This is a genomic window from Bradyrhizobium sp. F1.13.3 (assembly GCF_040548265.1).
In the GTDB taxonomy this organism is placed as follows: domain Bacteria; phylum Pseudomonadota; class Alphaproteobacteria; order Rhizobiales; family Xanthobacteraceae; genus Bradyrhizobium.
Genome location: NZ_JBEPRI010000001.1, coordinates 256,663 through 269,855 on the forward strand (window position 1 = coordinate 256,663; position 13,193 = coordinate 269,855).

12 protein-coding genes are annotated in these 13,193 nt (G+C 63.8%); 9 read left to right on the top strand and 3 right to left on the bottom strand.

The annotated features are described in order from the left end of the window. The first annotated feature begins 132 nt into the window (after positions 1-132). The 4 genes from ABIB66_RS01235 to ABIB66_RS01250 all read left to right on the top strand — a co-directional run bounded on the left by ABIB66_RS01235 (position 133) and on the right by ABIB66_RS01250 (position 4,991). The gene (locus ABIB66_RS01235) at positions 133-1,863 is read left to right on the top strand and encodes an IlvD/Edd family dehydratase (RefSeq protein ID WP_354207165.1); all 1,731 of its coding nucleotides are present in this window, start codon (positions 133-135) and stop codon (positions 1,861-1,863) included. 62 nt (positions 1,864-1,925) lie between these two features. Continuing rightward, on the top strand, positions 1,926-2,921 hold the full coding sequence (locus ABIB66_RS01240) for a TRAP transporter substrate-binding protein (RefSeq protein WP_354207163.1): 996 nt from the start codon (positions 1,926-1,928) through the stop codon (positions 2,919-2,921). A 151-nt stretch (positions 2,922-3,072) separates the two neighbouring features. Next, positions 3,073-3,654, top strand: coding sequence for a TRAP transporter small permease (locus ABIB66_RS01245; protein ID WP_354207161.1), 582 nt, complete (start codon positions 3,073-3,075; stop codon positions 3,652-3,654). Then, entirely contained in the window at positions 3,651-4,991 is a 1,341-nt protein-coding gene (locus ABIB66_RS01250; protein WP_354207159.1) for a TRAP transporter large permease, read from the top strand. The genes ABIB66_RS01245 and ABIB66_RS01250 overlap by 4 nt, the downstream gene beginning before the upstream one ends. A 17-nt stretch (positions 4,992-5,008) precedes the next feature. Here the strand turns inward: ABIB66_RS01250 and ABIB66_RS01255 are convergent, their stop codons facing one another. After that, a complete protein-coding gene (locus ABIB66_RS01255) occupies positions 5,009-5,803 on the bottom strand; it encodes an enoyl-CoA hydratase/isomerase family protein (RefSeq protein WP_354207157.1) in 795 nt (264 codons plus the stop codon). A 227-nt stretch (positions 5,804-6,030) separates the two neighbouring features. Here ABIB66_RS01255 and ABIB66_RS01260 point away from each other — a divergent pair, with 227 nt between their 5' ends. Continuing rightward, on the top strand, positions 6,031-7,251 hold the full coding sequence (locus ABIB66_RS01260) for an NAD(P)/FAD-dependent oxidoreductase (protein WP_354207155.1): 1,221 nt from the start codon (positions 6,031-6,033) through the stop codon (positions 7,249-7,251). Here ABIB66_RS01260 and ABIB66_RS01265 read toward each other — a convergent pair whose 3' ends face one another. Continuing rightward, positions 7,252-8,169 carry a ribokinase gene (locus ABIB66_RS01265; RefSeq protein ID WP_354207153.1) on the bottom strand — a complete coding sequence of 306 codons (918 nt, stop codon included), beginning with the start codon at positions 8,167-8,169 and terminating at the stop codon, positions 7,252-7,254. 17 nt (positions 8,170-8,186) lie between these two features. Further along, a complete protein-coding gene (locus ABIB66_RS01270; protein WP_007593904.1) occupies positions 8,187-9,080 on the bottom strand; it encodes a sugar kinase in 894 nt (297 codons plus the stop codon). 209 nt (positions 9,081-9,289) lie between these two features. Between ABIB66_RS01270 and ABIB66_RS01275 the strand changes: the two genes are divergently transcribed. From ABIB66_RS01275 to ABIB66_RS01290, 4 genes are all read left to right on the top strand, one after another. Next, entirely contained in the window at positions 9,290-10,138 is an 849-nt protein-coding gene (locus tag ABIB66_RS01275; protein ID WP_354207151.1) for a VOC family protein, read from the top strand. Positions 10,139-10,342: 204 nt separating this feature from the next. Continuing rightward, positions 10,343-11,050 (top strand): TetR family transcriptional regulator, encoded by a 708-nt coding sequence (locus tag ABIB66_RS01280; RefSeq protein ID WP_354207149.1) that lies wholly within the window; start codon positions 10,343-10,345, stop codon positions 11,048-11,050. Positions 11,051-11,289: 239 nt separating this feature from the next. Next, complete coding sequence (locus tag ABIB66_RS01285) at positions 11,290-12,099, top strand: ABC transporter permease (RefSeq protein ID WP_007593901.1); 810 nt, start codon at positions 11,290-11,292, stop codon at positions 12,097-12,099. A gap of 63 nt (positions 12,100-12,162) precedes the next feature. Continuing rightward, positions 12,163-13,155, top strand: coding sequence for an ABC transporter substrate-binding protein (locus ABIB66_RS01290; RefSeq protein WP_354207147.1), 993 nt, complete (start codon positions 12,163-12,165; stop codon positions 13,153-13,155). Positions 13,156-13,193 lie beyond the last annotated feature (38 nt).

The following is a 13,193-nucleotide window of genomic DNA, read 5'->3' on the forward strand; positions in this document are numbered from 1 at the left end:
GGAAGGCTCGGATTGTCAATAATCTGGTCATTTACTAGTATGGCGGTCCGGAAAATGGCAGGTTTGGCGTCTGCCTTATTGACAATCAAGGGGCAGGATGTACGACAATGACCCGGTGATGGGAGTGGTGTGATGACGAGTGGGTTGCGCAAAGGGCTGACGAGCTATGGCGATGCCGGCTTCTCGCTGTTCCTGCGCAAGGCGTTCATCAAGGCCATGGGCTATTCCGATGACGCGCTGGAGCGCCCGATCGTCGGCATCACCAACACCTACAGCGACTACAATCCTTGCCACGGCAACGTCCCGCAGATCATCGAGGCCGCCAAGCGCGGCGTGATGCTGTCGGGCGCGATGCCGTTCGTGTTCCCGACGATCTCGATCGCGGAGAGCTTTGCGCATCCGACCTCGATGTATCTGCGCAATCTGATGGCGATGGATACCGAGGAAATGATCCGCGCGCAGCCGATGGATTCGGTGATCGTGATCGGCGGCTGCGACAAGACACTGCCGGCGCAGGTGATGGCCGCGATCAGCGCCGACCTGCCGACGGTGGTCATTCCCGTTGGCCCCATGGTGGTTGGTCATCACAAGGGCGAGGTGCTGGGCGCCTGCACCGATTGCCGCCGTCTCTGGGGCAAGTATCGCGCGGGCGAAATGGACGATGCCGAGATCGAGGCGGTCAACGGCCGTCTCGCGCCGTCGGTCGGCACCTGCATGGTGATGGGCACGGCCTCGACCATGGCCTGCATGATCGAGGCCATGGGCCTGTCTCTGCCGATGAGCGCGACGATTCCCGCGCCGCATGCGGAGCGCTTTCGGCTTGCCGAGGCGAGCGGCCGGGTGGCCGCCGAGATGGCCAAGACCAAGGGTCCGAAGCCGAGCGAATTGCTGACGCCTGCATCTTTCAAGAACGCGCAGGTCGTGCTCCAGGCGATCGGCGGCTCGACCAACGGGCTGATCCATCTGAGCGCGATGGCACATCGCTCGCCGCACCGGCTCGACCTCGGGGTGTTCGACCAGATCGGCCGCGAGGTGCCGGTGCTGATCGATCTCAAACCGTCGGGCGAGCATTACATGGAGCATTTCCATCACGCTGGCGGCGTGCCGAAACTGCTGGCGCAGCTGGGCGATCTCATCGATCTCGATGCGAAGACGATCACGGGCGAGAGCCTGCGCGATGTCGTCGCGAATGCGGAAGACGTGCCCGGCCAGGACGCGATCCGCCCGCGCGACAATCCGATCAAGAAGGAAGGCGGCCTCGCCGTCCTGCACGGTAACCTCGCTCCGCGCGGCGCGGTCATCAAGCAATCCGCCGCGAGCCCAAAGCTGCTGCAACACACGGGCCGTGCGGTGGTGTTCGAATCCGTCGAGGACATGACGCTCCGGGTTGACGATCCCGATCTCGACGTCACCGCCGACGATGTGCTGGTGCTGCGCAATGCCGGCCCCAAGGGCGCGCCGGGCATGCCCGAGGCGGGCTATCTGCCGATCCCGAAGAAGCTCGCACGTGGCGGTACCAAGGACATGGTGCGCATTTCCGATGCGCGCATGAGCGGCACCGCGTTCGGCACCATCGTGCTGCACATTACGCCGGAATCCGCCGTCGGCGGGCCGCTGGCGCTGGTGAAGAACGGCGACATGATCCGGCTCGACGTCGCCAAGCGCAGCATCGAGCTTCTCGTCGATGCGGCCGAGCTGGAACGGCGCCATACCTCATTGAAGCCGGCAGCCGCTCCCGACGAGGCGCGGCGCGGCTACGCCTGGCTGTTCAACGAGACCATCATGCAGGCCGACGAGGGCTGCGATTTCGATTTCATGCAGCGGACTGGGAAGAAGACTGAGCAGAAAACTGAGAGAGGGTGACCAACCACCCGGAAGCGTAGCCCAGACCGCACAAGCGGCGGGCGTTAAAACAGGGGGAACCGATGATTGCACGATCCATGCTTGGGCTGGCGGCAACGGCCGCGATCCTGTTCGTCACGGGCGCATCGGCGCAGGAGGTGAAGCATTATCGCTTCGCCTACGACCAGCCGCGCAACACCGGCTATTCCATCGCGGGCGACCTCTTTGCCGAAAAGCTCAAGGAATTGAGCAAAGGCACCATGATCATCGACCAGTATCCGGGCGCGCAGCTCGGGCAGGAGCCGCAGGTGCTCCAGCTCGTGAAAGCGGGCGACGTCGAATTTGCGATCATCTCCTCGGCGAACACCGCGACGATTTCGCCGCAAGCAGGCGTGATGTCGTTGCACTTCCTGTTCCGCGACGAGAACCACGTGGTCAAGGGTCTGGCCGATCCAAAAGTGTTCGAGGCGCTCAAGACCATGATCGACGAGACCACGCAGGGCCTGCATGTGATCGCGACCGGCTCGCAGGGCGTGCGCCACATGTACTCCAAGAAGGAGATCCACAATGTCGGCGACATCAAGGGCCTGAAGATCAGGGTGCAGGCGACCGCGACCGAGGACACCATGTTCCCGGCCTACGGCGCCCAGACCGTGCACATGCCGTTCGGCAGCGTCTACACGAGCTTGCAGACCGGCGTCGTCGACGTCGCCGAGAACAGCATCAACGTCTACCTCGTCAACAAGCACTACGAGGTCGCGCCGGTCCTGAACATCACCGAGCACGAGGCCAACAACGCGCTGGTGTTCATCTCCGACAAGCTCTGGCAGAGCCTGTCGGCCGAGCAGAAAGGCTGGGTGCAGGCGGCGGGGAACGAAGTCAGCTCCAAGGAGCCGCAGAAGGCCTTCGACCTCGAACGCACCGCGGCAGAGAAGCTGAAGAAGATGGGCGTGAAGATCGTCGACAACGTCGACAAGAAGACCTTCACGGCGATCGCCGATCCCTATCTCGACAAGCTCGCCAAGGAGCTCGGCCCGCACGCCGAGAAGATCAAGGATTTGATCCGCTCGATTAATTAGGCCCCCCGGCAATGTCCGTGCCTCCACGAGTCGTCCCGGCGAAAGCCGGGACCCATACGCCGCGGCGAAGCTTGGGGCAGGATAGCCGCCAGCTTGCTTTGACCACACGCAGCTGGGGCTATGGGTCCCGGCCTTCGCCGGGACGACATTAATGACCATCGCCGACAAACTGCTGGTGCAGCGCCAACGTCACCTCAAATGGCGCGGGCTTGACTGGCTCGAGCTTGCGCTGATGATCCTCTGCGGCGTGCTCTGCTTCGGCTTCTCGCTGTCGGTGACCGCCGACATCGTCACCCGCACCATCGGCCATCCCTGGTTGTGGCTCCAGGAAGTGACCTCGACGTTGTTCGTCTACGCCATCTTCGTCGGGACGGCGGCTGCGACCCGGCGCAACGACCATCTCTATCTCACCGCGATCTCCGAGGCGATGCACGGCACGCCGCGTCTGATCGTCGAGATCATCATCCGGATCGTGGTGCTCGGCGTCGCCTTCTGCCTGATCTGGTACGGCTATCAGAACTATCTTCGCGGCTTCGGCAGTTTTCGCCTGCCGTCGGGCACGCCGATCGCCTCGCTCTACGCGATCATTCCGCTGTCGGGCGTGCTGGTCGGTCTTTTCACCATCGAGCAGCTCGTCAACGGTCTGCGCAACGGCTTTGACCATCCCGAGCCGCCGGAGGAGGACGATGGGGCTCCTGTCATCACCGACGTACAGATGAGGGCGCAGCCGTGAGCGCACCCATTGTTCTGGCCTTGATGACGGTCTGCTTCCTCTCTTTCGGCTATCTCGGCGTGCCCGTGCCGTTCTCGCTATTGGCCGGCGTCTTCATCGGCGCGCTGCTGTCGGACGTCTCGCTCGCCGCAATCATCCAGAAGGTGTTTGACGGCGTCGATTCCGAGGCACTGCTGGCGATCCCGTTCTTCCTGCTAGTCGGCGAGCTCATGAGCTCGGCCAATGTGGTGGTTCGAATAGCCAATCTCTCGGTGTCCCTCGTTGGCCACATCAGAGGTGGCCTGTCGCAGGTCGTGGTCGTCTTCAGCATGTTCTTCTCGGAAATGTCGGGTTCGACCACTGCCGATGTCGCGGTGATGAGCCGCGCGCTGGGCGGCCCGATGAAGCGCGAGGGCTACGAGCCCGCCTTCATCGCCGCCATCATCGCATCCGCCTCGACGATTGCGGCGCTGGTGCCGCCGAGCATCACCGCTGTGGTCTATGGCGCCGTCGGCAACGTCTCGATCGCCGGCCTGTTCATGGCAGGCGTCGTGCCGGGCCTGATGATCGGCTTCGGATTGATGATCTACTGCTATTTCTTCGGCCCGTCCGGCCTGCGCAAGCCGCGCGCCCCGCTGCGGCAGGTGGTGTTTGCGGCCGGCGATGCGGCGCTACCGCTGATGATTCCTGTGATCCTGTTAGGAGGCATTCTGACCGGCTGGTTCACGCCGACGGAAGCCGGTGTCGTGGCCGTGGTCTGGATCGTCGTCGTCGTGATTCCCGCGCTCAACCGCGGGCACATCAGCAAGATCCCATACGATTTCTGCCTCGCGGGCCTGATCTTCTCGCTGCCGTTGATCACGATCGGCGCCGCCAATGCGTTCGGCTGGATGCTCGCCTATTTGCGCGGTGCGAGCTACATCGCCGAAGTCATCACGTCGCTCGCCGGCAACGATCCGCATCTGATCATGCTGTTGATGGTGCTGCTGTTCACGATCGTCGGCGATTTCATCGAGCCGGTGCCGACCATCATCATCTTCATGCCGCTGGTCAACACGCTGACGGAAGCCGGTGACATCAACGCCGTGCATATGGGCGTGGTGCTGATCGCAACGCTGGCCTTCGGCCTGATCACGCCGCCTTACGGGCTGGTGCTGCTGATGGCCTCGAAATTCGTCGGCGTCAGTTTCGCAAAGGCGCTACGCGCCGCGTTGCCGATCTATCTGGTGTTCCTCGGGACGATCGCGTTTGCGATCTACTTCCCGAGCGTGGTGCTGTGGCTGCCGCGGCAAGTGCTCCCCGAATCGGTCGGCTGCTTCAAGTCGCCCGCGGGCACGGGGTACATCTGTCCGCAGTAAGCCTGCTGGAGGGAACGCTACTTGCCCTTGCTGGTGAATTTCTTGACGGCGGTGCGAAACTCCTCCGTGTTCATCGCCATGATGATCTTGTGCTCCTCCGCGTCAAGCTGCTGCTTCACCGGCGTCGTGGCGGCCTGGTAGACCAGCGATTTGGTGCCCGCGATCGCGGCGGGCGGGTTCTGCGCCAGCCGCTCGGCGAGGGTTCGCGTTGCCGCCTTCAGCTCGGCCGCGGGAACGATCTTCGCAACCAAGCCCCATTCATGGGCCTGCTGCGCGGTGAAATTGTCCTCAGCCAGGAAAATCTGGAGCGCGCGGCGGGAGCCGACCGTGTTGACGATGCCGACGGTAGATCCGCCATCCGGGGACACCCCGATCTTGGCATACGCCGGCGTGAATTTGGCATCCTCCGCAGCGATGCAGAGGTCAGTGACGAAGGCGAGGCCCATGCCGGCGCCGGCCGCCGAGCCGTGCACGCTGGACAGCGAGATCTTCGGCATGCGCCGGATGATCTCGATGAAGGCATGATAGTGCTTCAACAGCTCGCTGACGACGGGCGTCACCGTATTGGCCTCAGCCGCCGCACCGATCGTCTGCAGATCGCCGCCTGCTGAGAAGGCGCGGCCTTCGCCTTCGAGGACCATGACCCTGACGTCGTCGGCACCCTCGATGTATGCCGCGAGCTGTTCGAGCTTTTGTGCAATCGCCAGATTGATCGAATTGAACGCGGCGGGGCGGTTCAGCGTGATGGTCGCGATCGGGCCGTCGATCCGCAGCAAAGCGGGATCGTCGGGCTGGGAGACGGGAGCGGTCATTGGAAAATCCCCGGCATGAGGTCGTTCGTGCGACTAAATCGCAGAAGGTGAGGGGTGACAATCCCCGCCAGCCGCCCTTGCGCAAGCCGGAACGATAGGCTCAAATGGGCCCGCCTTCGCCAAAGGGACGGACACGAGCGCCGGCTCCTCCTGAGCAAGCAAGCCAAAATCAGCGCGAGAGGGGACGACATGGGTGACGCTCGTGTCTTGCGGAAATGGGCTGTCCGATGACGGATGGTCCGGTGGTCATTGTCGGTGCCGGCCATGGCGGCTACCAGGTCGCGGCATCGCTGCGCCAGGCAGGCTTTTCCGCTCCCATCTGCCTGATCAATGACGAGGCGCATCTGCCCTATCAGCGGCCGCCGCTGTCCAAGGCCTACATCAAGGGCTCGTCCGGGCCGGAGAGCCTGATGTTCCGGCCGGAGAAATTCTACCAGGACCAGACCATCGAGCTGGTCGCGGGCCGCGCCGTGTCGATCGACCGCGCGGGGCGCAAGGTGCTGCTCGCCTCGGGCAGGACGCTGCCCTACGGCCACCTCGTGCTGGCGACCGGCGCGCGCAACCGGCTGCTCGATCTGCCCAACGCGAACCTTTCCGACGTGAAGTATTTGCGGATCCTCGACGAGAGCGAGGCGCTGCGAAAGATCATCCCGTCGAAGACGCGGGTGGTGGTGATCGGCGCCGGCTTCATCGGCCTCGAATTCGCGTCCACCGCGCGCATCAAGGGCCTCGAGGTCGACGTGCTCGAACTCGCCCCGCGCGTGATGGCGCGCGCGGTGACGGCGGAGGTCTCGGAGTATTTTCAGGCGCGGCATCGCGAGGCCGGCATCCGCATTCACCTCGGCGTGCAGGCAACGTCCATCGAGGCGGAGGACGGCAAGGTCACCGGCGTCTCCCTGAGCGACGGAAGGCATCTGCCGGCCGATCTCGTCGTGGTCGGCGTCGGCGTGCTGCCGAACATCGAGCTTGCGGCGGAGGCGGGGCTGCCGGTCGCGGCCGGTATCATCGTCGACGAATATCTCGCGACGGCCGATCCCCATATCTCGGCGATCGGCGATTGCGCGCTGTTCAACAGCCCGCGCTTCGGCGGATCGCAGCGGCTGGAATCGGTGCAGAATGCCACCGATCACGCGCGCTGCCTCGCGGCGCGGCTGACCGGCGACCGTAAGGCCTATGACAGCCATCCCTGGTTCTGGAGCGACCAGGGCGACGACAAGCTCCAGATCGCGGGCCTCACCACCGGCTACGACCGTGTCGTGCTGCGCGGCGATCCCGCCAAGAAGGCGTTCTCGGCGTTCTGCTACAAGGGCGACAATCTGCTCGGCATCGAATCCGTCAACCGTGCCGGCGACCACATGTTCGGCCGCCGCCTGTTCGGCGTGGATCGCTCGATCACTCCGGAGCAGGCCGCCGATGAAAGTTTTGACCTGAAGGGCGCGCTGGCGTGATCAGCCGGCATTGAGGACGGCGCCGACTTCCGCGGCCATCGGCATCGACGGCCCTGCGCCCATGCGCTGCACGGAGATCGAGGCGGCGGCATTGGCGAAGGCGAGTGCGGCGCGCAAGTCGACGCCGTCGGCGAGTTGCGCCGCGAGCGCTCCCACAAAACAATCGCCTGCGCCTGTGGTGTCGAGCGCCTTCACCACGCGGCCGGACACCGCAATCTCCTCGCGTCCAGCGAGCGCGAGCACGCCGCGCTTGCCAATGGTCACGCAGATGGTCTGGTCCTCGCGCATCTGAAGGTTTCGCGCGACGTCGAGGATCCGGGCAGCCGCGTCACTGTCGGACAACTCCACGCCGGCGAGGACGCCGAGCTCGGTCTCGTTCAGCACGAGGATGTCGACCAGCGCGAGCAATTCGCTCGACATGTTTTGTGCCGGGGCCGGATTGAGCAGCGTCGTGGCGCCGGTGTCGCGAGCCCGCCGGAAGAACGCGGCGATCGTCGGCAGCGGGATCTCGAATTGGCTGACCGCGACATCGCCCTTTGCCAGCGGGACGGCCGCGATATCGTCGACGCCGACGAGCGCATTGCTGCCGGGAATGACGACGATGGTGTTGTCGGCCTCCGCCACCGTGATGATGGCCGTGCCGGTGTGCGCCTCGGCCGTCTCACCGACAAAATCTAGCGCGATGCCTTGCGCGCCGAGGAACGTCCTCAACTCACCGCCGAACGAATCCTTGCCGAGCCGGCCGATCAGCGTGGTCCTTGCGCCAAGTCGCGACGCCGCCACCGCCTGGTTGGCGCCCTTGCCGCCCGGGAAATACAGCACCTGCTTGCCGGCAACGGTCTCGCCGATCTTCGGATGGCGATCGGCTGTCGCCACCACATCCATGTTGATGCTGCCGGCGACGTAGACGCGCCCCATCATAACCCCTGCGAACGCTAGACCCTGACCTCGAACTCGTGCCTGACCTTGGCGATGTCGACAAGCGTCGGCAGGCCGGCTTCGTTGCCAAGACGCTGGATCTTGAAGGTCGAGGCCGCGCGAGCAAAATCGAAATGCTCGCGCCAGCTTTTGCCGGGATGGGCAAGATAGGAATAGACATAGGCGCCGTGGAAGACGTCGCCTGCGCCATTGGTGTCGATCACGCGCTCGCGTGGGATCGGCATCGCCGGCATCACCTGCACCGTTCCGGTCTCGTCGTACCAGAGCAGGCCCTTCTCGCCCATGGTGATGCCGCCGATCTTGCAGCCGCGGCTCTTGAGGTAATCCAGCATCTTCTCCGGCGTCAGATCCATCTGCTCGCACAGGCGCTCGGCAACGATGGCGACGTCGATGAATTCCAATAGCTCATGCGTGTTGGTGCGAAGGCCGCCACCGTCGAGCGAGGTCAGGATGCCGGCCTCGCGGCAGACTTTCGCGTAGTGGATCGCGGCATCGGGTTGATGGCCGTCGACATGCAGCGCGCGACAGCCGCCGAGATTGAGCATCGGGAACGGATGGATGTGGTCGTCGTCGCGGCAGCGGACGATGGCGCGCTTGCCGTCCTTCGGCATGATGAAGGACAGCGAGGACTGGTTGACCTTCCGTCCATGCAGCGAGATCGCGTATTTCGCGCACATGTCCATGAACATGCGGCCGAGCCAGTCATTGGCCGCGGTGGCGATGAGATCGGGCACGATGCCGAGCTTGGCGCAGCAGAACGCCGCGGTCACCGCATTGCCGCCAAAGGAAACCGCGTAGTCGGAGGCCACGTGCTTCTCGTCGCCGGTCGGCATGTGGTCGGTGATGAAGACGACGTCGATATAGGTCTGTCCGATGAAGAGAGCCTGCATTGCTTGTCCGTGATGCGCTTTGTGGTCCCGGCCGGCGCGCTTACTGTAACACCGGTTCCGCCGAGGGACCGCTGAAATTATTCGCAAAACCGCCGCTCGAAGCGCTTGAGGTCGGCATGCGGCCGGAATACGACCATCACCGGGCAATGCCAAGTCCGGACAAACGCCGTCTCTCGGTCCACGGTTCCGGGCCATCAACAGGGGGAAACATGATCACCGGCCTCGATCACGTCGTCGCACTGGTCAGGGATATCGGTGCGGCCAGGGCGGCCTATCAGACGCTGCTCGGGCGCGCGCCGGCCTGGCAGAACTCGGGCGAGGGCGCCGACCGGGTGCTGTTCACTCTTGCGAACATGACGATCGAATTGATGGCGCCGAACGGCTTCAGCGTGACCGCCGACCGCATGCGCGCGCTGCTCGGCGACCAGGAAGGCGTGCTCGCCAGCCTGTGCTTTCGTGTCGCGGACATGAGCAGGATACACCGGCGGCTGGAGCGGGTGGCGCTCAAGCCGGATCCGGTTGCGGAGGTCGAAAGCAGCGACGCGGAGAGCGGCGCGATCCTGCACTGGAAGCGGACGCGCGCCGCGACGGAGCTCACGCGCGGCGTGCGCATGTTCTTCCTCGAACTGGCTGATGAGCGTCCGCTCTCGCCGGCGACCGATATCGGGCCGATCGATGCACTCGATCACGTCGTGATCACCACCGAGGATTCCGATCGCGCCGCTGCGCTCTATGGTGCGCGGCTTGGGCTCGATCTGGCGCTCGACCGCTCGCACCAGGATTGGGGCCAGCTGATGTTCTTCCGCTGCGGCGATCTCGTCGTTGAGGTGGTGCGCCGCCCCGTCGCGGGCGGCGATTCCCTGCATGACCGCCTCTGGGGCCTGAGCTGGCGGGTGACCGACATCGACGCTACGCGTGCGCGTCTGATCGCCGCCGGCCTCGACGTCAGTGAAGTCCGCAACGGCCGCAAGCCGGGCACGCGGATCATGACGGTCAGGAACGGCACCTGCGGCATCCAGACGGTCCTGCTGGAGCGTTCGCCGAAGCCGGTGGAGTGAAGTTCAGTCTCTCCCAGCGTCATTGCGAGGAGCTCTTGCGACGAAAGCAATCCAGACTGTCTCCGTGGTGGCAGTCTGGATTGCTTCGCGGAGCCTGTCATCGGGCCGCGCTCTGCGCGGACCCGTTGGCTCGCAATGACGAAACTATGCGGCGGGCCGCGCGCGTGTTACATCCGTCCTGACATCACCCAGCGAGCAACCGGTTTGGCGAAGGCAAAGCGAACTCTGAAATGGCAGCGCGATCCCGAGGGGATGCGGCTGCGCATTCTCGAAGCCGCCAAGCAGGAATTCTCTGCCCATGGGCTTGCCGGCGCGCGCGTCGACCGGATTGCGGCCAACGCCGGCGCCAACAAGCGGATGCTGTATTATCACGTCGGCAACAAGGATGAGCTCTATCTCGCGGTGCTCGAAGGCGCCTACGACAAGATCCGCAGCGAGGAGCGCGGGCTTGATCTCGAGCATCTCGAGCCGCCCGAAGCGATCAGGCGCCTGATCGAGTTCACCTGGAATTATTTCCTGCGCAATCCCGAATTCCTGTCGCTGCTCCAGACCGAGAACCTCGCGCGCGCAAAGCACCTGAAGAAATCGACCAAGGTCAAGTCGATGCACTCGCCCTTCGTCGAGATGATCGGCACCGTGGTGCGGCGCGGTGTGTCCGGCGGCGACTTCAAGGTCGCGGTCGACCCTGTCCAGCTCTACATCTCGATCGCGGGACTCTGCTTCTTCTATCTCTCGAATTCGGCAACCTTGAGCGTGATCTTCGGTCGCGATTTGCTGGCCAAGGACGCCAAGGACGAGCGGCTGGACCACATGGTCGGCCTCGTGCTGGCAGCGCTGACGGGGCGCTCCGCAGCGTTGCTAGATGCGACAAAGGCGCCGAAGTCGCGCGCCGTGGTGGCGCAGACGGCGTAGTCCATCGTCGTCCCGGCGAAGGCCGGGACCCATACCGCGTTATCTATCGATAGTGCGCGGTGCCAGTCCCGCCAACCAGCGTTCGCCAATTTCGCGCTGCGGGTATAGGTCCCGGCCTTCGCCGGGACGACACGACTTTTTGCGGAACCCCCGCACAAAACGTCGCAGGAAAACCGCTGGACAGTATTTACCCAACAGGTTAATTTCTCGGGAACGAACAAGTCGACCGGGAGTGAGACGTGGCTGAGCTGAAGCCGCAGAGTGCGGTGTCCAAGATGCTGAACGCGGCCTGGATCCGGCCGTTTTTGTTCCTGGTGTTCATCGTCGTGGCCTGGGATCTCGCGATCCGGCTGTTCAAGATTCCCGCCTACCAGATCCCGTCGCCGGGCGATGTCATTGCGGTGCTGCGTACCGATTGGCCGGAACTGCTGCGCCAGTCCTGGCCGACGACCTATGCGACCGTCTGCGGCTTCGCGCTCTCGGCGCTTTTTGGTATCCCCATCGCGATGCTGATCGCGGGCTCCAAGACAGTAGAGAGCTACGTCTATCCGCTGCTGGTGTTCTCGCAATCCGTGCCGAAGATTGCGATCGCGCCGCTGTTCGTGGTGTGGTTCGGCTTCGGCATCATTCCCAAGGTGATCTCGGCGTTTCTGCTCGGCTTCTTTCCGGTGGTGGTCTCCGCGGTGCAGGGCTTCAAGTCGGTCGATCCAGATATGGTCGATCTCGCCCGCGCCATGCAGGGCAGCCGCTTCCAGGTGTTTTGCGCGGTGAACCTGCCGCATGCGCTGCCGGCGATCTTCTCGGGCCTCAAAGTGTCGGTGACGCTCGCCGTGGTCGGCGCCGTCGTCGGCGAGTTCGTCGGCTCCAATTCCGGCATCGGTTATGTGATGCAACGCTCGATCGGAACCTTCGACCTGCCGACGATGTTCGCGGCGCTCGTGATCCTCGCGCTGCTCGGCGTCATCCTGTTCTGGATTGTGGACCGCATCGAGAAGCTGGTCATTCCCTGGCATGTCAGCCAGCGCGAGGACGTGATTTTCGCCTCTTAACAACAACCAAAGCAACGAACGGCCGCCAAACGGCCGACGCAACAACGACAAGGGAGAGTGATGATGAAGCGATGGATAGGAGCTGTCTCGGCGGCGCTGATGGTGTTCGCGGCCATGCCGGCGCAAGCGGCCGATAAGGTCGTGCTGATGCTGAACTGGTACGTCTATGGCGAGCACGCGCCGTTCTATTACGGCAAGGCCAAGGGCATCTACGCCGCCGAAGGCATCGACCTCGAGATCCAGGAAGGCCGCGGTTCGGCCGCGACCACGCAGGCCGTCGCCGCCAAGACCGCCGATTTCGGCTATGTCGACGTGCCCACCATGATGCGCGCCGCGATCAAGGGCGCGCCGGTGGTTGCGACCGGCGTGCTGCTCCAGACCAGCCCGATGTCCGCGATGGGTTTTGCCGACAAGAACATCAGGAAGCCCGAGGATATCAAGGGCAAGACGGTCGCGATCACGCCGGCCGATTCCATGACGCAGATCTGGCCGCTGTTCCTGAAGAAGACCGGTCTCAAGGAGAGCGACTTCCAGACCGTTGCCGGCGATGGCCAGACCAAGCTCAACGCGGTCATCAACGGCCAGGCCGATCTCTTGCTCGGCTACGTCATGGACCAATCGATGAAGATCAAGGACGCCACCGGCAAGGACGTCTACCCGATCAAGTTCGCCGACTACGGCATCAACATGGTTTCCTCCGGCATCATCGCCAACACTGATTATGTGAAAGCCAATGCCGACCTCGTCCGCCGCTTCATGTCGGCGACGACCAAGGCGGTCGAGGCCGCCGAGAAGGAGCCGAAGGCGGCGGCGCAATCGATCCTCGATGCCAACCCGAAGGGCGGCAAGATCGATACGCTGACTCAGGGTTTTGAGCTGACCATTCCGCTCTACCGCACCGCGGAGACCAAGACCAAGCGGCCGTTCCAGGTCACCGACCAGAACATGACGGACTCCGTCAATCTGATGGTCGAGTATGGCGGGCTCGATGCCAAGGCCAAGGAGAACCCGAAGGCGTTCTATACCAATGACTATCTGCCGAAGAGCGGTTCGTGAAAGCAGCACATAATGCCGTCATTCCGGGATGGTCCGAA

Coding starts and splice junctions, on each gene's coding strand:
- ABIB66_RS01255 (WP_354207157.1), bottom strand. CDS start 5,803: ATGACCGCTCCCGTCTCCCAGCCCGACGATCCCGCTTTGCTGCGGATC.
- ABIB66_RS01235 (WP_354207165.1), top strand. CDS start 133: ATGACGAGTGGGTTGCGCAAAGGGCTGACGAGCTATGGCGATGCCGGC.
- ABIB66_RS01270 (WP_007593904.1), bottom strand. CDS start 9,080: ATGCAGGCTCTCTTCATCGGACAGACCTATATCGACGTCGTCTTCATC.
- ABIB66_RS01245 (WP_354207161.1), top strand. CDS start 3,073: ATGACCATCGCCGACAAACTGCTGGTGCAGCGCCAACGTCACCTCAAA.
- ABIB66_RS01240 (WP_354207163.1), top strand. CDS start 1,926: ATGATTGCACGATCCATGCTTGGGCTGGCGGCAACGGCCGCGATCCTG.
- ABIB66_RS01275 (WP_354207151.1), top strand. CDS start 9,290: ATGATCACCGGCCTCGATCACGTCGTCGCACTGGTCAGGGATATCGGT.
- ABIB66_RS01290 (WP_354207147.1), top strand. CDS start 12,163: ATGAAGCGATGGATAGGAGCTGTCTCGGCGGCGCTGATGGTGTTCGCG.
- ABIB66_RS01260 (WP_354207155.1), top strand. CDS start 6,031: ATGACGGATGGTCCGGTGGTCATTGTCGGTGCCGGCCATGGCGGCTAC.
- ABIB66_RS01265 (WP_354207153.1), bottom strand. CDS start 8,169: ATGGGGCGCGTCTACGTCGCCGGCAGCATCAACATGGATGTGGTGGCG.